Source organism: Bacillus sp. RAR_M1_44 (genome assembly GCF_020165935.1).
In the GTDB taxonomy this organism is placed as follows: domain Bacteria; phylum Bacillota; class Bacilli; order Bacillales; family Bacillaceae; genus Bacillus; species Bacillus altitudinis.
Genome location: NZ_JAIUKX010000001.1, coordinates 422660 through 441957 on the forward strand (window position 1 = coordinate 422660; position 19298 = coordinate 441957).

Annotated in this window: 21 protein-coding genes; 1 reads left to right on the top strand and 20 read right to left on the bottom strand. The window is 41.6% G+C overall.

What is annotated here, in order from left to right; genetic code table 11:
- Nucleotides 1-15 precede the first annotated feature (15 nt).
- The 15 genes from recO to rpsU form a co-directional block, all read right to left on the bottom strand.
- The gene (recO, locus tag LCD34_RS02280) at nucleotides 16-786 is read right to left on the bottom strand and encodes a DNA repair protein RecO (RefSeq protein WP_007501304.1); all 771 of its coding nucleotides are present in this window, start codon (nucleotides 784-786) and stop codon (nucleotides 16-18) included.
- A gap of 35 nt (nucleotides 787-821) precedes the next feature.
- The gene (locus tag LCD34_RS02285; protein WP_008342408.1) at nucleotides 822-965 is read right to left on the bottom strand and encodes a YqzL family protein; all 144 of its coding nucleotides are present in this window, start codon (nucleotides 963-965) and stop codon (nucleotides 822-824) included.
- 147 nt (nucleotides 966-1112) lie between these two features.
- Nucleotides 1113-2018 carry a GTPase Era gene (gene era / locus LCD34_RS02290; protein ID WP_007501305.1) on the bottom strand — a complete coding sequence of 302 codons (906 nt, stop codon included), beginning with the start codon at nucleotides 2016-2018 and terminating at the stop codon, nucleotides 1113-1115.
- Nucleotides 2011-2409: a cytidine deaminase gene (locus LCD34_RS02295; RefSeq protein ID WP_008342410.1), complete on the bottom strand. Its 399-nt coding sequence runs from the start codon at nucleotides 2407-2409 to the stop codon at nucleotides 2011-2013. Before LCD34_RS02295 ends, era begins: the two co-directional genes overlap by 8 nt.
- A 112-nt stretch (nucleotides 2410-2521) precedes the next feature.
- Nucleotides 2522-2908 (bottom strand): diacylglycerol kinase family protein, encoded by a 387-nt coding sequence (locus tag LCD34_RS02300; protein WP_008342413.1) that lies wholly within the window; start codon nucleotides 2906-2908, stop codon nucleotides 2522-2524.
- Nucleotides 2886-3365, bottom strand: a complete 480-nt coding sequence (ybeY, locus tag LCD34_RS02305) for an rRNA maturation RNase YbeY (RefSeq protein ID WP_007501310.1) — start codon at nucleotides 3363-3365, stop codon at nucleotides 2886-2888. The genes LCD34_RS02300 and ybeY overlap by 23 nt, the downstream gene beginning before the upstream one ends.
- Nucleotides 3366-5480 carry an HD family phosphohydrolase gene (locus tag LCD34_RS02310; RefSeq protein WP_370529233.1) on the bottom strand — a complete coding sequence of 705 codons (2115 nt, stop codon included), beginning with the start codon at nucleotides 5478-5480 and terminating at the stop codon, nucleotides 3366-3368.
- A 114-nt stretch (nucleotides 5481-5594) separates the two neighbouring features.
- Nucleotides 5595-6554 (bottom strand): PhoH family protein, encoded by a 960-nt coding sequence (locus LCD34_RS02315; RefSeq protein WP_008342419.1) that lies wholly within the window; start codon nucleotides 6552-6554, stop codon nucleotides 5595-5597.
- A gap of 3 nt (nucleotides 6555-6557) precedes the next feature.
- Nucleotides 6558-7748 (bottom strand): sporulation protein YqfD, encoded by a 1191-nt coding sequence (gene yqfD, locus LCD34_RS02320; RefSeq protein ID WP_041506935.1) that lies wholly within the window; start codon nucleotides 7746-7748, stop codon nucleotides 6558-6560.
- A gap of 18 nt (nucleotides 7749-7766) precedes the next feature.
- On the bottom strand, nucleotides 7767-8048 hold the full coding sequence (yqfC, locus tag LCD34_RS02325; RefSeq protein WP_012010618.1) for a sporulation protein YqfC: 282 nt from the start codon (nucleotides 8046-8048) through the stop codon (nucleotides 7767-7769).
- Between the two features lie 206 nt (nucleotides 8049-8254).
- Complete coding sequence (locus LCD34_RS02330) at nucleotides 8255-8752, bottom strand: hypothetical protein (protein ID WP_144610279.1); 498 nt, start codon at nucleotides 8750-8752, stop codon at nucleotides 8255-8257.
- 31 nt (nucleotides 8753-8783) lie between these two features.
- A complete protein-coding gene (gene floA / locus LCD34_RS02335) occupies nucleotides 8784-9776 on the bottom strand; it encodes a flotillin-like protein FloA (protein WP_007501317.1) in 993 nt (330 codons plus the stop codon).
- 27 nt (nucleotides 9777-9803) lie between these two features.
- On the bottom strand, nucleotides 9804-11117 hold the full coding sequence (locus tag LCD34_RS02340) for an NfeD family protein (protein ID WP_144610281.1): 1314 nt from the start codon (nucleotides 11115-11117) through the stop codon (nucleotides 9804-9806).
- A gap of 141 nt (nucleotides 11118-11258) precedes the next feature.
- Nucleotides 11259-11708, bottom strand: a complete 450-nt coding sequence (locus tag LCD34_RS02345) for a GatB/YqeY domain-containing protein (protein ID WP_007501319.1) — start codon at nucleotides 11706-11708, stop codon at nucleotides 11259-11261.
- Nucleotides 11709-11722: 14 nt separating this feature from the next.
- The gene (rpsU, locus tag LCD34_RS02350; RefSeq protein WP_003152957.1) at nucleotides 11723-11896 is read right to left on the bottom strand and encodes a 30S ribosomal protein S21; all 174 of its coding nucleotides are present in this window, start codon (nucleotides 11894-11896) and stop codon (nucleotides 11723-11725) included.
- A gap of 182 nt (nucleotides 11897-12078) precedes the next feature.
- Here rpsU and LCD34_RS02355 point away from each other — a divergent pair, with 182 nt between their 5' ends.
- A complete protein-coding gene (locus LCD34_RS02355; protein WP_060832438.1) occupies nucleotides 12079-13008 on the top strand; it encodes a Na/Pi symporter in 930 nt (309 codons plus the stop codon).
- Between the two features lie 40 nt (nucleotides 13009-13048).
- On the opposite strand, the gene mtaB is transcribed toward LCD34_RS02355, so the two are convergent.
- The 5 genes from mtaB to dnaK form a co-directional block, all read right to left on the bottom strand.
- Entirely contained in the window at nucleotides 13049-14407 is a 1359-nt protein-coding gene (mtaB, locus tag LCD34_RS02360) for a tRNA (N(6)-L-threonylcarbamoyladenosine(37)-C(2))-methylthiotransferase MtaB (protein ID WP_048001527.1), read from the bottom strand.
- The gene (locus LCD34_RS02365) at nucleotides 14407-15177 is read right to left on the bottom strand and encodes a 16S rRNA (uracil(1498)-N(3))-methyltransferase (RefSeq protein ID WP_046344016.1); all 771 of its coding nucleotides are present in this window, start codon (nucleotides 15175-15177) and stop codon (nucleotides 14407-14409) included. Before LCD34_RS02365 ends, mtaB begins: the two co-directional genes overlap by 1 nt.
- Before the next feature lie 23 nt (nucleotides 15178-15200).
- Nucleotides 15201-16136: a 50S ribosomal protein L11 methyltransferase gene (gene prmA / locus LCD34_RS02370; RefSeq protein ID WP_017358022.1), complete on the bottom strand. Its 936-nt coding sequence runs from the start codon at nucleotides 16134-16136 to the stop codon at nucleotides 15201-15203.
- 22 nt (nucleotides 16137-16158) lie between these two features.
- Nucleotides 16159-17292 (bottom strand): molecular chaperone DnaJ, encoded by a 1134-nt coding sequence (dnaJ, locus tag LCD34_RS02375; protein ID WP_008342467.1) that lies wholly within the window; start codon nucleotides 17290-17292, stop codon nucleotides 16159-16161.
- Between the two features lie 165 nt (nucleotides 17293-17457).
- Nucleotides 17458-19296, bottom strand: a complete 1839-nt coding sequence (dnaK, locus tag LCD34_RS02380; protein ID WP_008342469.1) for a molecular chaperone DnaK — start codon at nucleotides 19294-19296, stop codon at nucleotides 17458-17460.
- Between the last annotated feature and the right edge of the window lie 2 nt (nucleotides 19297-19298).

Genomic DNA, 19298 nt, shown 5'->3' on the forward strand with positions numbered 1-19298 from the left:
AAGTCACGAGAGATGTCAACTTTTGTTTTCACCGTCCATTAGCTTTTTCATGGATTCCATTTGATTCATGAATTTTTTTGATTTTAAATAAAGACCTGAATACTCTTCATAATAATGATCGAGCACTTGACGAATTTCTTGTTTCGTTTGTGGTTTCACGTCAACCTGACCAAGCCTTGATAAATCAAAATAATGAAACAAACGGAGCAGTCTTGCTGCTGCTGGGGATAAGGGCAGTTTATATGGATCTTTAGAAAAGCATTGCCTACAGATGAATCCGTTATCTCTAATTGAGAAATGGAACTGCCCTTCTTTTTGACCGCAGTGTACACATTGGTCCAGTTCAGGCTTCAACCCCATCACTGACAGCATTTTGACCTCTACGATAAATAAAATAATATCAGCATCTGTGCCTTCATTGAGATGGCGTAAAGATTGAAGAAGAAGTTCAAACAAGTAAGGGTTTGGCTTCTTTTCTTCTGTTCCTTTATCAAGTAATTCTGTCATATATGCGGCATATGCGGTCAGAAATAAATCTTCCCGAATGGTTCGCATGCTTTCCATCATTTCACCTTGCTGGAGCGTTCCAAGTCCTGTTGATGATTGGATCAGGAAGGTTCCGTATAAAAACGGCTGGCTTATGGCTGACAGGCGGCTGTTCGATTTCTTAGCGCCTCTTGCCATCACACCAATTTTCCCATGTTCTCTAGTGAGCAGCGTGACAATTTTGTTTGTTTCGCCATAATCTGTTGTTCTAAGGACGATTCCTTCACTTTTAATGAGCATTTGTCTACACTCCGAGCATTGGAGGGGGTCAAGAATTATAAGATTGGAAAATCAAGTCGTGCTATTTCTTCTTCAAGTACATCGGGTCTTTCCAGGTTCTCCTTTTCTAACTCTTTGAAAAGCAGATACGTGTCAACGCTTCCTGTTTGTGAAAATACGTTCCATGTAAAATTCAACATAAAAACCCCACCTTTCTTTATTAGAAGCAGCAACGCTACATCCAACATATTAATTTTATCTTGACCAGGCTACCTCCATTTCATGATAAACAATTTTTACTAATCGAACCGCACCATTGTCAGATCTACTAACAACTGTATCGGTTTTTAATATTCGTCTTCTCTAAATCCGAAATCACGAAGATGTGTGGATTTATTACGCCAGTCCTTCTGCACTTTTACCCAAAGCTCTAAATACACCTTTGAGCCTAAAAGTGCTTCAATGTCTCTGCGCGCTTTTTGTCCCACTTCTTTTAATAAGCTGCCGCGCTTACCAATCACAATCCCTTTTTGTGAATCACGTTCTACGACGATGGTCGCTGCAACATGAATCTTGCCGTTTTCATCTGGCTTGATCGATTCAATTGCAACCGCAATACTGTGAGGGATCTCTTCTCTCGTTAAATGCAGCACTTTTTCACGAATTAATTCAGAAATAATAAATCGCTCTGGGTGATCTGTTACTTGATCTGCCGGATAAAATTGAGGGCCTTCTGGAAGATAACCTTCAATTTGCTGAAGAAGAGTATCAATGTTGTTGCCTTCAAGTGCTGAAATTGGCACAATTTCCTTAAATGGGTAACGTGTGCGGTATTCATCAATTAAAAGGAACAGTTCATCCGGATGAATTTGGTCAATTTTATTGACGACAAGGAACACCGGTGTCGATGTTTGCTTTAGTCGTTCAATGATGAATTCATCACCTTTTCCATAGCCTTCCTGTGCGTTGATCATAAACAAGATCAGGTCGACTTCCTTGAGTGTATTTTGAGCCACCCTCATCATAAAATCGCCAAGTTTGTGCTTCGGTTTATGAATTCCTGGTGTATCGATAAAAATCGTTTGTGACGTGTTCGTTGTCAGAACACCTTGCACTTTGTTTCGAGTCGTTTGGGGCTTATCACTCATAATCGCAATCTTTTGTCCAATTACACGATTAAGAAAGGTCGATTTACCTACATTTGGTCTTCCAATAATTGATACAAATCCTGATTTGAAGCTTTCGTTAGTCATTTAAATCCTCCGGTGAAAATGCGCCTGGCAATAGTTCGTTTACTGTCGTTTCGTATATATGACCTTTTAAGTTCGTTAGAATCACTGGCATATCAGGTGCACATAGCTCTGAAATGACCTGTCTGCATGCGCCGCATGGTGAAACAGGCCGATCTGTATCAGCCACTACTGCAAGCATTTGAAAAGATGTGATGCCCTCTGAGTACGCTTTAAAAAGTGCTGTTCTTTCCGCACAATTACACATACCATATGCTGCATTTTCAATATTGCAGCCGCCATACACTTTTCCGTCATGCGATAATAATGCTGCACCGACTTTGAATTTAGAATAGGGTACATATGCAAAATCTCTTGCTTTGACTGCTTCTGAAATCAACTCTTGTTTGTTCATTCTAGTTCCCACTTTCAGAAGAAATGGTACCACTGTCACATTTATATTTTACATAATTCACGTGACATTTTCACGCCCATTTCTAAAAATGTTAATAAATAGTAATATTGTTCTATTGCATGATCTTCGGTAAGAAGATGATCAACCCAATCATAACCGAAATGGCGGCGTAAACGCAAACAGCGCCTGCTGCGGCGTCCTTCGCTCTCTCAGCAAGAGGATGCTTCTCTTCTGTGAAAAGATCTACTGTATGTTCAATCGCTGTATTCACAAGTTCTAACGCAAACATCCCGCCGCATAAAAGCAGAATGATCATCCATTCAACCGGATGAATGTGAAACCAAAAGCCGCAAATCACCACGATGATGGCTGCGACTGTGTGAAACCGAAAATTCCGTTCATTCAAGAAAGTTCGCCATATTCCTCTAAATGCATAATAAAAACTCCGAAAAAAACGGACAAGCGGCGTTCGCTTCTTACGATGATCTCGAAAGGCCATAATCATCCAAGATTTTTGTCTGTTTGGCGAACATTTCTTTTTCATCTTCTTCTGTCATATGATCATAGCCAAGCAAATGAAGAAAACCATGAATCGTTAAAAATCCTAGCTCTCTCATGAAGGAATGTCCATATTCCTCTGCTTGCTCTTTCGTACGATCAACACTAATGATAATGTCACCAAGTACAGGCGGAATGTCATCAGCTCCAATGATTTCAATTTCCCCTTCGCCTTCTTCCTCAAGGGCAAATGAAATTACATCTGTTGGTGCATCTTTTCCTCGGTATTCTTTATTAATTTGATGAATTTCTTCATTTGAAACGATCGATACTGATACTTCCGCTTGATCTTTTACCTCAAGGGCATCCGCAGCAAATTGAAGAAGCTTTTCCACTTCTTCAAGCTGCTCTTTCGATACTTGTCCTGTTTCATCTATTAAATCGATTAACAATGTCATTTACTTCACCTTCTGCTTCGGGGCATCTGGATATTCAATCCGAGAATGGAAAATCCCCTTTAATGTTGTACAAATTGTTTGGCTAATAATATTTAATTCTTTAAATGTCAGATCACATTCACTAAATTGCCCATCCTGCATCTTATCTGAAATAATGCCTTTGACAAGCTTTTCAATCCGCTCAGGGTTTGGATTATGCATCGAACGAACCGCCGCTTCCACGCTGTCAGCCACAGAAATAATGGCCGCTTCTTTCGATTGCGGTTTTGGACCAGGATAACGAAATTCTTCTTCTGTCACCTGATCATCCCGTTCTTTTGCCTTATAGTAAAAGAACTTCAGCAGGGACTTTCCGTGATGCTGTTCTGCAATGTCCACAAGTTCCTCTGGAAACTTCTTTTCTCTCAGCATTTCAGCACCATCTGTCGTATGGGCAATAATAATATTCTTGCTCAGCTGAGGAGAAAGCTTGTCGTGCGGATTATCAATGTTCATTTGGTTTTCAATAAAGTATTGTGGTCTCTTCGTTTTTCCAATGTCATGATAATAAGCTCCAACCCTTGCTAACAATCCATTTGCACCGACTGCTTCACATGCAGCATCCGCTAAATTCGCCACCATGACACTATGATGATATGTACCTGGCGTCTCTGTTAAGATCTTTTTCAGCAGCGGATGATTCGGGTTCGATAATTCAATAAGCTTCATGGTCGAAAGAATACCAAACATGCTCTCAAAGACTGGCATTAACCCAATAACCAAAATAGCCGATGCAAACCCTGACACAATCGCCATGATGAGGTTCACACCTATTTCAAGCCCTGATGGAGAAGAATTTTGAATCAGCGTAATGGACAGCACAACAAGTACATTCACCAAAGCTACCCAAAGCCCCGCCTGCAAAATTTTTGATCTCGCATTATGTTTTCTCAAAAATAAAATCCCCGCCATCCCGCTTATTAGATAATAAGCACAGATGACATAGTTAAAGACGCCTGTTACTCCTTGATTAAACATCATACTGCCGCAAAGGGCAAATACAAGGCCGGAGAAGATCGCCAGCCGCTCATTGATCAGCAGCTTAATCAGCATAGTGCCAAGTGCCACAGGCACGACGTAGCCGATGGTTGTATATTTGGTTTCCTGGAAGAGACTGAATACTTCCATGATGATTAAAATAATGGTGAAAATAAGCGAGTACAGCAGTAACGATTTATTCTTATGGACGAGCGACTTTTTCCTCGATTCCAGTGAGTGGACAATCGCCGCTAAGAAAAGACCGATTAAGATGATAAGACCGCTTACAGGCTTAAACAAATTGGAGCTGTTTAAAAGACCGGTCAGTTCTAATTTACGATACACTTCACGGTCAATGAGCTCGCCTTCTTCCACTAAAATTTGCCCTTGCTTGATTTGAACCGGCTGGATATTATCAGCTGCTTCTTGTCTTTTCTTCTCTGTTGCCACCGGGTCAAATACATAGTTTGGAATAATCGCAAATTCACCAATTTCTTTCGCTGCATTTAAATATTTTGACGGAATCGAATTGTTTTCAAGCTCTGCTTTCACTTGTTTCTTTTCATCTTGCAGCTTAGAAGCTGTGATTTCTTTACCCATGAGCGAATTGACCACTGTGATGATGGAGTCCTTTGTAAAAGAAAGGTTTTCGTCACTTGCTTGGAGCAGTGCTTTAATCGATTGATCCGAAACAGCTTCCTGCATATCGGTTGTGAGTTTCTCTTTTACACGCTTCACCATCTCTTGATCTGTTGGCGGGTTCTCTTTGTCATCAGCTGCTGCTTTCTTCTCTTCTTTAATGGCTTCAAAGAGGGATGAAATGAGGTCAACACGATTATCAGAATACGCTTTTTTGAGTGTATATTGGTCTTCCACTTGATCCGTTGCTTCTTGTTTCTTTTCTTCTGTTGCTTCTTGGTCATCAACGGTAGACGGAGAATAAATGGTCTGTTCGCTCACTGAAAACAAATCTAGGTCGAGCGATTCAGGCTTTACATGGAAGAAGAGCACCACAAACAGGATGGCCGCTAAACCAGCGTATAGCAGTACGTTTAAATAGCGTGAGCGCTCCATTTTCTGAGGTTCTTTTTTAGACAGCAGCCTTTTGCGCTTACTGCCTTTCTGATTCTTTCTCAAGGAAAGTACCTCCTTTTTTACTTTAAACCACGATCGAAACAAAATGACCCGATTAAGGCGATCGGGTCACTCAGTTCATTTTTGCTTTTCGTATGCTCCAATGATCTTCGCCACAAGCGGGTGTCTGACCACATCTGTCTGATCTAATTCAATGAATGAGATACCCTTGATCTCAGCAAGCATGTCCTTTGCAGCTGCAAGGCCTGACTGCATACCTTTAGGCAAATCAATTTGTGTAATATCTCCTGTAATGACCATTTTAGAACCAAAGCCTAGTCTCGTCAAAAACATTTTCATTTGAGCTGGCGTTGTATTCTGCGCTTCATCTAAAATCACAAATGCATCATCAAGCGTCCGCCCTCTCATATAGGCAAGAGGGGCAATTTCAATCACTCCGCGCTCAATTAAACGTTCCGTATGATCACTACCAAGCACATCGTGCAGAGCATCATATAGCGGTCTTAAATAAGGATCGACTTTTTCTTTTAAATCTCCTGGCAAAAAGCCAAGACTTTCTCCTGCTTCAACAGCTGGCCTTGTCAGGATAATCCGTTTGACATGTCCATTTTTCAGGGCATGTACGGCGTTGACCACTGCTAAATACGTTTTACCTGTACCAGCAGGTCCAATCCCAAAGACCAGATCATCTTTTTTCATTGCCGCAGCATATTCACGCTGGCCGATCGTTTTGACTCTGATCGACTTGCCTTTGGCATTTTTCGTAATTTCATCTTCATACATATTTTCAAAATAATTGAGCTTGTCTTTTTGCGCCATTTTAATGGCATAGACGACATCCCGCTCAGAAATCTCAATTCCTTTACGAATGAGATGTAAGAGAGATGTAATCAAACGGCTCACAGTATCTCTTGATGCTTCCTGACCAGAAACATACACTTTCTCTCCACGTGTGATAATGGAGACATTCAGCTCGTTTTCCATCAGTTTCAGATAAGCATCTTGATTGCCAAATAAAGCAATGGCTTCATTTGGGCTATCCAATTTTTGTTGAATCTCAAGTAAATGTTCTGTCATTCTCTAGTCTCCCTGAACAATAGGTGTTGGTTGAACAATATCTTCTATTACTTGGTAAAGGATGATTAACTTAACTTTACCATTCCCTGTTGTCTCGTGCAAAACTTTTTCACTTTTCACCTCACCTGTTTGACCTAGCTTTTCTTCTAATTCTTTTTTACCCATTTTAATCCCTGCTTGAACCGCTTCTTTATTTGTGTATTCTCGATTTATTTTTTCACTTTCTCGTGTGATTTCCTTTTCATAGGAGAACGGCAATTGCATATTCAAAAAATGAAGCGGGTGAACTTCTTTTTCTGTTTTCGGCTGCTGAAAATCATCTTTTTTAAAGGAAAATCCCCAAAATGGGATGGAGCCTCCAAATAAGGAGAGCTTGTGCTTTGTCTTCATTTTACCCGTAAAGACATCAAAAGATGTTCGGAGAGGGACAGAAACTTCAGATCGGTACCATGTTTCACCATAGATTTTCGCTTTGGCTCCGACCGTTTTTTTCTGATCTTCACTCCCAATTAAACCTGAGACGAGCATCTGCCCTTTTTTCACATGTTCATCGACCTGGGCAAGCGGTTCCCCCTTTTCTACATACATTCTCGTGATGACCGCCTTTTTCTTGGCAACGATGTGCTGAGGACTCGTATATTTCTCCTTTTCAGGTTCATTTTTTTCGACCACTTTCATTTGAAACGTCGTTCCGTTCAGTTCAACTCCGACCCATGTAATGCTCTGGATATTGGTCGTCAATGACTTTTGTATTTTTTCAGGTGTCCCCATGAGAAACTGAAAACGCCCTTTTTGTACCCCTATTTCGTCCAGATGCTTTCTCATTTGGTGTTCTGTTTCTGGATTCGCACCTTTAATCTCAATTTTCCACACCATATTTGAAAGAGCCAATATCGTCACTAGGAAAAAAGCCATCCCGAGGGTGAAGCCAATATTTCTTCTCGACCATAGAAGAAGAAACGGGAACCCTTTCTTTTGATGAAACGAACATTTCACCTCATGATGTCTGCGCACTTTTCTAAAGGCATGTACATCTGAGAGGCGAATAAATAAGCGCACGCTGTCTTGACGGCGGCTCACTTGAAAAATTGTGATCCCCTGTCTCGTGCACTCATTGATCAGCCGCTCAATACCGCTTCCTCTTATCTCCACTTCCACTCTGCCAATAAAATAGGCAAACCATTTGTTCTTCACGTTTCTCCCCTCCGTCAGTTAAGAATCAATATAACGGACCTCATCGATTTTCCCCTCTAATAAGATCTCTTCTGGCAAAATCGTTTTAATCACAAAGTCTTTTCCTGAAATAATGCACTGTCCTTGCTTGAGCATCAGCCTTACCTCTTGATCACTGAAAAGTAAAAGCCCTTTATGGTTCTCTATGTAAATATGGAGTCTGCCAACCATCGTAATACGGGGAAGATCCATCATCACGTCCGGAGGGATTTCAAGTGTTCTTGTCAGCCATGCTTTAAGTCGATTTTTTCTTTTTCCCATTCAATAAGAACCCCTTCCCACCTCATGTGTATGAGATCAAACTGAAAGATGGTGAGACTGATGAGAAAGCCTCTATATCATCCTATTCCTTAGCGGTTCATATCATGCTAATGAATCCCGTAAAACAGCCGTTTCATCATTTTGACTAAGAAAAATCTCCATTACGCAACAAAAAAGCCCCCTTAAGAATAAGGGGACTTTCTTCTTTATCTTTTATATGGTCGTTTCATCGTTCGATGCGGCTTTTTCGCACGAGGCTCTCCAAATACTTCACCAAGGATCATCCCTTGAACGACCGTATCTTGGTTGAGCTTCTCAATGATTTTCGGCTTCATTTCAGCAGATGCTGCCTTTGGCCTAGTAAGCTGTCTTTCAAGCGATTGAAACTCTTTATTCAGCTCGCTTTTTCTTTCTTCCATTTCGGCAAGTGTAGCGGTATAACGATCCTGTAAGGACTGTGAACCTTGTTTCTTCATCCCGCCATGGTCATGTACATCGCCAAAATCGTCAAGTTGGTCCGTTACGACCGGATCTGGACTTGTTTGTTTTGTTTGCTTTTGCGGCACTGGTTTACGCTGAGGAGCCGGTTTGTTTTGCTGGCTCTTTTGTTCGTTCTCCTCTTGTTTACCGATTTTCCCAAAAACCGCAGAAATGATACCGATGATAATCGCGATTAATAGCGGATTTTCAAATAGAATGTCCAATGGGCTCCCTCCTTAAAGCGTGAGAGGATGCTTATTTGTTTTCATTATCAGATGGACCTTTTGTCATTTTGCCAAATGAATCTCTCATATCCGTATCAGCATCGATATTTTTAATGTTCATGTAGTCCATAACTCCAATATTACCTTCACGTAGTGCTTCGGCCATTGCAAGTGGTACTTCAGCCTCTGCTTCTACTACTTTCGCGCGCATTTCTTCAACTCTCGCACGCATTTCTTGTTCTTGTGCAACAGCCATCGCGCGGCGTTCTTCTGCTTTCGCCTGTGCAATGTTTTTGTCGGCTTCTGCTTGGTCTGTCTGCAGGATTGCCCCGATGTTCTTACCGATATCAACATCTGCGATATCAATCGAGAGAATTTCAAATGCTGTACCTGAATCTAATCCTTTACCAAGAACCGTTTGAGAAATCATATCAGGATTTTCAAGAACCTTTTTATGATTATCTGATGAACCGATTGTAGAGACAATCCCTTCACCTACACGAGCAATGATCGTTTCTTCCCCTGCACCACCGACAAGTCTGTCAATGTTTGCACGAACTGTAATACGTGCTTTTGCTTTTACTTCAATCCCGTCCATCGCAACACCTGAGATAAATGGTGTTTCAATGACTTTAGGGTTTACACTCATTTGGACAGCTTCAAGTACGTCACGTCCTGCTAGATCGATTGCCGCACAGCGAGCAAAATTCAATTCGATATTCGCACGCTGAGCTGCGATCAGTGCGTTGACAACGCGGTCTACGTTACCACCTGCAAGATAGTGGCTTTCTAATTGGTTAATCGTCGCATCAAGACCTGCTTTATGCGCTTTGATGAGCGGGTTGACCACTCGGTTTGGAATCACTCGGCGAAGTCTCATTCCTACAAGTGTAAAAATGCTCACTCTTACGCCAGCCGCTAAGGCAGAAATCCACAGCATCACCGGTACAAAGGTGAAGAAGATCGATAGAACGATCAAACCTGCTGCGATAATCACAAATAATAGTAAAGTAGATGGATCCATTTTATTCCTCCTATAAAATCAGTATATCTATACTTTCCTCACGACAATGCGTGAGCCTTCCGCTTTCACAATTTTTACTTGTTCATCCTTATCGATAAAAGCACCTTCTGACACAACATCAATGCGCTCGTCTCCGAATACAATCGTACCAGATGGACGAAGTGCTGTTGCTGTCACTGCGATTTGTCCTACAAGATCATCTCTTGTTTCATTTGAGACATAACCACTTTCTTTATTGGTTGAATCGGTTAAAATGAACTTTTTAAAAAATTTCATACGTTTCCCCAACACCTTTGTCAATAAAATAACTGCTATGATTGAAACAGCAGTGGCAATCAAGATGGAAATCGCCATTTCTGTAAAGCTTCCAGCTGCTAAAAATAAGCTGACAACGACACAGATTAGTCCAATGACACCCACGATTCCCCCTGGCAAAAATAATTCCAGAATGATCAACACAATCCCTGCCAAAAACAGGAACAATGTCTCATATCCTGCAAAACCTGCCACGAGATGACCATAAAAGAATAGAAGAAGCGCTGTGACTCCCATGGTGCCTGGGACCCCAAAGCCGGGAGAATATAATTCAACAATTAACCCTAAGCTCGCGATGGATAAAAGGATAGGAATGACGATCGGATGCGTGAGAAAACGCGCAACCTTTTCAGCAAAGCTCACTTCATCGTATTGAACAGAAGCATCTGCTAAGTTCAACTTCTGAAGCAAGTCATCCATATTTTTCGCTTCTCCTTCTGCATAACCGAACTGAAGTGCCCGATCTGTGTTAAAGGTCAGCAATTCTCCTTTTGGTGCACCAGCTTCTTTTGCGTCTATATCTACATCTGCCATCGCAAGAGCATATTTTGGATCACGCCCCTGCTTTTCAGCAGCGTCACTCATTTCAGCAAGCCATAGAGATTCAGATTTTTGATCGGCAGCGTTGCCTTCACCATCAATAATCGCAGCAGCCCCCATCTTTCCGTTTGGGGTCATATAAATTTGATCGGCATTTAAGGCAATGAATGCCCCGGCTGAAAGCGCTCTATGATTCACAAACGCAGTCACTGGGATATCGGATGCACGAATGGTATCGGCTATTTCAAGCGCCGCATCGACTGCACCACCTGGTGTATTGATGTCGAGAATGATGTGCTTCGCCTGTTCCGACTTTGCCTGCTCAAATGATCGTTCAATGAATTTAGAAAGTCCTTTTTCTACTGTATCTTCAATTGGGATAACATGAACTTTCTGATCTGCTGATTTCGCGGTCAATTGAACCCCTAATAACAAGCATATTATAAAACAACTGAAGAGAGCAATAGAAATTTTCATTTTTTTCATCTATTTGGTGATCCCCCCTCTCTTTCTTTCATTTTACCGTTCCTTTACATACGTTACAAATGTATCATAGGTTTCATTTTTATATGACAGGTTTATGGAGACATAAAAAAAGTACCCTTCTAACATGAGAAGGATACTTTTTTATTGAGACAGTTGCTCGCTGACAAGCCTGTTAATCACAGCACCATCAGCTTTACCTTTTACTTTTGGCATAATAGCGCTCATCACTTTACCCATATCAGCTTTCGATGAAGCACCGGTTTCGGCGATTGTTTCTTTCACAACCGCCTGCAGTTCTTCTTCAGAAAGCTGTTCAGGTAAATAAACGTCTAAAATGTCAATCTCTTTTTGAACTTTATCTACTAAATCTAAGCGATTAGCTTTCGAAAATTCATGGAGGGAGTCTTTACGTTGCTTAATCTCGCGGGAAAGGACGGTTAGTTCCTCATCTCCGGTCAAACTGTCTTTCTTAAGCTTTATTGCTTCATTTTGCAGTGAAGCCTTTACCATACGAATGACAATAAGCTTGTCTTTCTCTCGGTTTTTCATAAAAAGCTTCATATCAGAATTTAATTGCTCAAGAAGACTCATAAAATCCACCCTCTTTAGAATTTACGTTTTCTAGCAGCTTCAGACTTTTTCTTACGCTTTACGCTAGGCTTTTCATAAAATTCACGCTTTCTTGCTTCTTGCAATGTTCCAGTTTTGGATACACTGCGTTTAAAGCGACGAAGAGCATCTTCAAGCGATTCGTTTTTTCTAACGACCGTTTTTGACATTCTCTTTCCCTCCCTCCGAATACACCAATCGACTGCATTAAAAAAAGATATACATGCAAAACATGTACCTAGACATTATAATATAAGCCTAGGTTGAGGTCAACTAAGTGATTTGGAAATATATTTTCGTCATGAGCAGGTAGACAAGTCCATATATTCATTGGTAAGAGGAGGACTTTTCTATGATGGCGATCATTTATTTTTGTGCACTTATTTTCATTTTTTTATGGGCAATGGGTTTGCTTAGGAAAGGATTAATGACGCTCACGTCGTCTCGTATTGAGAAATCACTTCTTCTCTTTACAGATCATCCAGTCAAAGCATTCTTGGTCAGTATTGTGTTTACAGGGGTTCTTCAAAGCAGTTCGGCGTTTATGGTCATCGTTATCGGCTTTGTGAGTACAGGCATTCTCACGTTTAAAAAATCCATACCCATGATTCTTGGAACGAATATCGGCTCAACATTTACGACAGAATTTATTGCCATTAAGATGGACGTGTTTATGTGGGTTCTGATTGCAGCCGGTCTTTTATGTATCATTTTGGGCAGGAAGTCTTTTCGATATGCAGGAAAAAGTTTATTTGGGCTTGGCATGATCTTTTTTTGCATTCAAGGTTTTTCAAAAATTGCAGGGATGATGACCAGTCAGCCAGAGACGCTGCGTTTCCTTGAAATGATGCAGCATTCCGATTGGACAGCTCTTCTCTCTGGTACAGTTCTCACCGCGATTGTTCATTCAAGCTCTGTATGTATCGGTATTTTGATGGGATTTATGAATGAAGGGACTGTCGCTCTAAAAGAAGGCATCAGCTTTGTTTTAGGATCCAATATCGGAACATGTATTACTGCCGTGATGGCTGCTATCTCTGGCGGTTATGCAGCCCGCCAAACCGCGTATGCACACGTCGTGTTTAATGTTCTAGGTGTTCTTTTATGTCTTCCTTTTCTCGCCTTTATCACAGAGTTTGTTGCGCTTTTAGCAAGCTCTCCTGCCCAGCAGATTGCGCACTTTAGTCTGCTGTTTAATGTTGCAAGTTCTCTCCTCTTTTTCCCGTTCATCCGCCCTTTTCACGCCTTGATTTTGTTCCTTCTTCCGAATCGGTCAACATAAAAGAAACCGGCTTGCCTAATGGCTGCCGGTTTTTCATTCATTATGAGGTCATTCTCACTTGATCCGTCTGCACGTCATCACTTATACGGACGAATTGTCCTTCGTTATAAGGATAACCTGCTTTCGTAATCTTCACTTTCACCAAACGGCCGATCATGTCTTCTGTTCCTTCAAATACGACCTTCATGTAGTTATCAGTATATCCTACATACAGATTGTGCGTTCCGTCTTGTTCTTTGAAGGATTCTTCTGGAATAATCTCTAAGACATCGCCTTCATATGCCGATGCATATTCTTTCGCAAGCTGATCAGAAAGAGCAATGAGGCGGTGAACGCGTTCGTTTTTCACATTCTCATCTACTTGATCTTCCATCCTTGCAGCAGGCGTACCTGTCCGTTTGCTGTAAGGGAACACATGGAGCTCAGAGAATTGATGGTCTTTGACAAAATTGTATGTTTCCATAAATTCTTCTTCTGTTTCTCCTGGGAATCCAACGATCACATCTGAAGTGACAGCAAGACCTGGCAATGCTTTTTTGAGCTTCATTAAACGCTCTGCAAAGAATTCCATTGTGTATTTACGGCGCATTCTTTTCAGTACAGTATTAGAGCCAGATTGAAGCGGAATGTGCAAGTGTCTCACAATTTTATCTGACTGATCGAGCACTTCAATCACTTCGTCTGTAATTTGACTTGCTTCAATGGATGAAATGCGGATTCGTTTTAATCCCGCCACACGTTCATCTAATTCTTTCAGAAGCTTAGCAAAGTTATAATCCTTTAAATCTTCACCGTATCCACCTGTATGAATACCTGTTAATACAATTTCTTTGTAGCCAGCATCGACAAGCTGCTGCGCTTGATTGATGACTTCTTCTGGATCGCGAGAACGCAGTAATCCGCGAGCCCAAGGGATAATGCAGAATGTACAGAAATTGTTACAGCCTTCTTGGATTTTTAATGAAGCACGTGTTCTGTCAGTAAACGCAGGAACATCTAGTTCTTCAAAGACCCGTGCTTTCATGATATTGCCAACTCCATTGATCGGCTGTCTTTCTCTTCTGTATTCTTCAATATAACCAAGCAGTTTATGTCTGTCTTGTGTGCCAACCACAATATCAACGCCAGGAATCGCCATGATTTCTGCCGGAGACGTTTGTGCGTAACAGCCTGTTACACAAATGACACCATCCGGATTATGACGAATGGCTCTTCTAATGACTTGGCGGCTTTTTTTATCGCCTGTATTGGTGACGGTACATGTATTAATGACATATACGTCTGCTTTTGATTCATAATCTTTTCTTTCATAGCCAGCTTCTTTAAACAGCTGCCAGATGGCTTCTGTTTCGTAGTGATTGACCTTACAGCCAAGTGTATGGAACGCTACTGTTCCCATCATGATTCACCTCTTAATAACTCTGTTTGATAAGATATAGCAGAAAGCGCGTAAAGAGGAGCTGTTTCTGTTCTTAAAATGCGTGGTCCAAGCCCGCAAATGACTGCACCATGCGCTTCAAGTTCTTCAATTTCCTTTTCTGCTAAACCGCCTTCTGGACCAAAAACCACTAATAAGGTTTGTCCGCCCTTCATCTGTTGGAGCACCGTTTGAAACCGGCTTTGCTCGCCTTCTTTCGATGATTCTTCGTATGCAACGACACATTTATCGAATTCACCGGCCAGTTGAATCAGCTCTTTAAATGTTGATACTGGATGAACGCGCGGAATGATATTCCGGTAAGACTGCTCGGCAGCTTCTTTCGCAATTTTTTCCCAGCGATCTCGTTTTTTTAATGACTTTTTTTGGTCAAGTTTTGTAATCGAACGAGTCGCTTGAAACGGAATAAAAGCACTTGCGCCAAGCTCGGTGCCTTTTTGGATAATCCATTCAAGCTTATCCCCTTTTGGCAGACCGCTTGCAATCGTCACCTTGATCGGAAGTTCTCGATTCTGATTCGTCCAGCCTTCCAAGTGACAAATCACTTCTTCCTTTGTTATTGTATCAATTTTACTGAGCGCTTCAAAGCCGTCTGTCGTTAAGCAAAGGATGTCTTCTCCTGCTTTCATCCGCATGACGTTTGCAAGGTGATGAACATCTTCACCCTTTATGACGATGTGTCCCTTTTCCGTCACTTCTTCTTTTGTGAGGTCGATAAAATATCGTTGCATACGTGTCCTGACACCTACTCGCTTTATTTTTTCGCTATTATGCTGACCCAATCTTCCATTGACAGCACTTCAACAATCTCAAAACCGGCTTCTTCTAAAGCCGTTTTGACTTGTAATTTCTTTTGTCCGATAATGCCTGATGTAATAAAGTAACCGTCTTTCTTCAATAGATCATACGCTTGATCTGTAAAGCGCATGATGACCTCTGCAAGGATGTTGGCCACAATCACATCGCGTTCACCTGAAATCCCATCAAGTAAATTATTTTGTTTTACCGTTACTTGCTCGCTCACACCATTTAATTCGATGTTCTGCTTTGCACTTTCCACTGCAACGGTGTCGAGATCAAATGCATGAATGTCTTTTGCACCGAGCATTGCAGCGGCAACACTTAAAATGCCAGATCCTGTTCCAACGTCAATCACCGTGTCGTTTTCCTTCACATAGCGCTCAAGCGCCTGAATGCAAAGAACCGTTGTTGGATGTGTACCGGTTCCAAATGCCATTCCAGGGTCCATTTCGATGATCAATTCATCAGAATGAACGGGTGTGTACTCTTCCCATGTTGGGACGATGGTAAATTTCTCAGAGATTTTCACAGGATGATAGTATTTCTTCCATGCAGTCGCCCATTCTTCTTCGTTTACTTCACAAATTGACAGTGTATTTCGTCCAAGGTCAATATCATATAAAAGAAGATTGTTGATGGCTTCTTTGATCTCATCTACCGTTTCCATCAAAAAGCTATTCATCGGAAGGTAGGCTTTGACGATAACCCCTTCCTCAGGATAATCATTCGGATCGAGCTGGTAGATCTCACCGTATACATTTTCACGTTCCTTGACTAAATCAAGCGGGTCCTCAATCACGACACCACTTGCACCTGCTTCATGCAAAATATTGGTGATCGGTTCCACCGCTTCATTTGTTGTATGGACGCTAATTTCTGACCACTTCAATACTACCAACTCCTTATCCGTCTTACTCGCCTTTAAATGCGCGTTTCACCTTATCGAAAAAGCTCATTTCTTGTTCGTCCGGTTTATTTCCGCTCACTTCAGCAAATTTTCTAATGATATCTTTTTGATTTTCAGTTAAATTCGTCGGTGTTACGACGCGTACAACGATATGCTGATCGCCTTGACCATAACCGCGTACATTTTTTACACCTTTTCCTTTGAGTCTAAACTTCGTACCCGTTTGTGTGCCCGCAGGAACTTTTAATTTGACTTTCCCATGTAATGTCGGCACTTCAATTTCATCACCTAGTGCAGCCTGCGCAAAGGTAAGCGGCATTTCGCAGTAGATGTCATCTCCATCTCGTTCGAAGAATTCATGCGCCCTCACATGGAAAACAACAAATAGATCGCCTGGAGGTCCTCCATTTACACCTGGTTCACCTTGACCAGATACTCTAAGCTGCTGACCATCGTCCACACCTGCTGGGATCGTCACATTGATTTTCTTACGCTTACGCACTTTACCAGATCCACCACATGTTGAACACTTATGCTCAATTTGTTTACCAGTTCCGCTACAGTAGTTACATACTCTGCGGTTGACTACTTTACCAAATGGCGTGGATTGCTCGACATTTAGTTGACCTGATCCGCCGCAATGTGAGCATGTCTTCGCCTGTGTTCCAGGTTTTGCACCTGATCCATGACACGTTTCACATGATTCCTCGCGGGGAATCTCGATCGTTGCTTCTTTCCCAAATGCCGCTTCTTCAAATGAAAGGGTCATTGTATATTGAAGGTCCGCTCCTTGACGTGGTGCATTTGGATCTCTTCTTCTGGCTCCGCCGCCAAAAATACTAGAGAAGATGTCATCAAAGCCGCCGAAGCCGCCAAAGTCTCCTCCACCGCCAAATCCGCCGCCACCAAATCCTTGGTTTGGATCAGTGTGACCGAACTGGTCATAATGTGAACGTTTTTGATCGTCAGAAAGGGTTTCATAGGCTTCTTTTACTTCTTTGAATTTATCATCTGAGCCAGCTTCTTTATTAATATCAGGGTGATACTTTTTTGAAAGCTTGCGGTATGCCTTTTTGATTTCGTCCTTTGAGGCGCTCTTACTCACGCCAAGCACTTCATAGTAATCACGCTTACTCATCTCTTCACACTCCCGATTTTCTCACATAAATACGATTGTATCATTTTAAATTGATCTTTTTCAATTCCTTTTCATCGTTGAAAAGAAAAAAGTCAAAGCCAAGAGATCCTGACTTTGACTTTCTGACGAGTACGTTTCAGCAGTCTTTTTCAAAAGTAAAGGTGATTATTTTTTCTCTTGATCGTCGTTTACTTCTTCGTATTCTGCATCCACTACATTGTCATCTGCTTTTTGAGCACCTTCAGCGCCTTCTTGCTGAGCTTGTGCTTGTTTTGCAGCTTCTTCATAGAGCTTTGTCGTTAATTCTTGAACGATTGTTTGTAGCTCATCTTTTTTCGCTTTGATGTCTTCAAGCTCGCCTTTTTCGATCGCAGCTTTTAGCGCATCTTTTGCATCATTCGCTTTTTTCACTTGCTCTTCATCGATTTTGCCTTCAAGATCTTTTAATGTTTTTTCTGTTGTAAACACTAATTGATCTGCTTCATTGCGCACTTCGATTTCTTCTTTTTTCTTTGCATCTGCTTCAGCATTTTCTTCTGCTTCTTTGACCATTTTTTCGATCTCATCATCAGAAAGACCTGAAGAAGATTTGATTGTGATGTTTTGCTCTTTGCCTGTACCCATATCTTTCGCACGTACGTTGACAATACCGTTTTTATCGATATCAAAAGATACTTCGATTTGTGGTACGCCGCGTGGTGCTGGCGGGATATCAGTCAATTGGAAACGACCTAATGTTTTGTTGTCTGCTGCCATTGGACGCTCACCTTGTAAGACGTGAATGTCTACAGCAGTTTGGTTGTCAGCAGCCGTTGAGAATACTTGAGATTTGCTTGTTGGAATGGTTGTATTACGTTCAATCAGCTTTGTGAATACGCCGCCCATTGTTTCAATTCCTAAAGAAAGTGGTGTGACGTCAAGAAGAACAACGTCTTTGACATCTCCTGTGATAACTCCACCTTGAATTGCCGCACCAAGTGCAACCACTTCATCAGGGTTTACGCCTTTATGAGGCTCTTTACCTGTTTCTTTTTTGATTGCTTCTTGTACTGCAGGAATACGAGTTGATCCACCAACAAGGATGACTTTATCAATCTCGCTAGCAGATAGACCAGCATCTTTCAGTGATTGACGTACAGGTGTCATTGTACGCTCTACAAGGTCTGCAGAAAGCTCTTCGAATTTAGCACGCGTTAGCGTTAATTCTAGGTGAAGAGGACCTGCATCTCCAGCTGTGATAAATGGCAGTGAGATTTGTGTAGAAGATACACCAGAAAGATCTTTTTTCGCTTTTTCAGCAGCATCTTTTAAACGCTGAAGCGCCATTTTATCTTTAGAAAGATCAATGCCGTTTTCTTTTTTGAACTCAGCCACTAGATGATCGATGATGACTTGGTCAAAATCGTCTCCACCTAGACGGTTGTCCCCAGCAGTTGAGCGTACTTCAAAGACGCCGTCTCCAAGCTCAAGGACTGATACGTCAAATGTACCGCCACCAAGGTCATATACAAGAATCGTTTGATCTTCATCTGTTTTATCTAAACCATAAGCAAGTGCAGCTGCTGTTGGTTCGTTGATGATACGTTCTACTTCAAGACCAGCAATTTTACCAGCATCTTTTGTTGCTTGGCGCTCTGCATCGTTGAAGTAAGCAGGAACTGTAATAACCGCTTTTGTTACTTCTTCGCCAAGATAAGCTTCAGCGTAAGATTTAAGGTGTTGAAGGATGATTGCAGAGATTTCCTGCGGCGTGTAGTTCTTGCCTTCAACTTCTACTTTATAATCTGTACCCATATGTCTTTTAACAGACATGATGGTGTTCGGGTTTGTAATTGATTGACGTTTCGCTACTTCACCTACTTGGCGCTCTCCATTTTTAAAAGCGACAACAGATGGTGTTGTACGTGCTCCTTCAGCGTTTGCAATAACTTTTGGCTCGCCGCCTTCGAGTACTGCAACACATGAGTTTGTTGTTCCTAAGTCAATACCAATGATTTTACTCATAT

What these genes read in the sequence shown, in the direction of transcription:
- LCD34_RS02345 (WP_007501319.1), bottom strand. Translation starts at nt 11,708, where the DNA reads ATGAGTCTTCTTGAGCAATTAAATTCTGATATGAAGCTTTTTATGAAA.
- LCD34_RS02300 (WP_008342413.1), bottom strand. Translation starts at nt 2,908, where the DNA reads ATGGCCTTTCGAGATCATCGTAAGAAGCGAACGCCGCTTGTCCGTTTT.
- LCD34_RS02340 (WP_144610281.1), bottom strand. Translation starts at nt 11,117, where the DNA reads ATGAAAAAAATGAAAATTTCTATTGCTCTCTTCAGTTGTTTTATAATA.
- rpsU (WP_003152957.1), bottom strand. Translation starts at nt 11,896, where the DNA reads ATGTCAAAAACGGTCGTTAGAAAAAACGAATCGCTTGAAGATGCTCTT.
- era (WP_007501305.1), bottom strand. Translation starts at nt 2,018, where the DNA reads ATGACTAACGAAAGCTTCAAATCAGGATTTGTATCAATTATTGGAAGA.
- LCD34_RS02355 (WP_060832438.1), top strand. Translation starts at nt 12,079, where the DNA reads ATGATGGCGATCATTTATTTTTGTGCACTTATTTTCATTTTTTTATGG.
- dnaJ (WP_008342467.1), bottom strand. Translation starts at nt 17,292, where the DNA reads ATGAGTAAGCGTGATTACTATGAAGTGCTTGGCGTGAGTAAGAGCGCC.
- recO (WP_007501304.1), bottom strand. Translation starts at nt 786, where the DNA reads ATGCTCATTAAAAGTGAAGGAATCGTCCTTAGAACAACAGATTATGGC.
- ybeY (WP_007501310.1), bottom strand. Translation starts at nt 3,365, where the DNA reads ATGACATTGTTAATCGATTTAATAGATGAAACAGGACAAGTATCGAAA.
- LCD34_RS02295 (WP_008342410.1), bottom strand. Translation starts at nt 2,409, where the DNA reads ATGAACAAACAAGAGTTGATTTCAGAAGCAGTCAAAGCAAGAGATTTT.
- LCD34_RS02315 (WP_008342419.1), bottom strand. Translation starts at nt 6,554, where the DNA reads ATGACAGAACATTTACTTGAGATTCAACAAAAATTGGATAGCCCAAAT.
- dnaK (WP_008342469.1), bottom strand. Translation starts at nt 19,296, where the DNA reads ATGAGTAAAATCATTGGTATTGACTTAGGAACAACAAACTCATGTGTT.
- LCD34_RS02285 (WP_008342408.1), bottom strand. Translation starts at nt 965, where the DNA reads ATGTTGAATTTTACATGGAACGTATTTTCACAAACAGGAAGCGTTGAC.
- mtaB (WP_048001527.1), bottom strand. Translation starts at nt 14,407, where the DNA reads ATGGGAACAGTAGCGTTCCATACACTTGGCTGTAAGGTCAATCACTAC.
- yqfC (WP_012010618.1), bottom strand. Translation starts at nt 8,048, where the DNA reads ATGGGAAAAAGAAAAAATCGACTTAAAGCATGGCTGACAAGAACACTT.
- floA (WP_007501317.1), bottom strand. Translation starts at nt 9,776, where the DNA reads ATGGATCCATCTACTTTACTATTATTTGTGATTATCGCAGCAGGTTTG.
- LCD34_RS02365 (WP_046344016.1), bottom strand. Translation starts at nt 15,177, where the DNA reads ATGCAACGATATTTTATCGACCTCACAAAAGAAGAAGTGACGGAAAAG.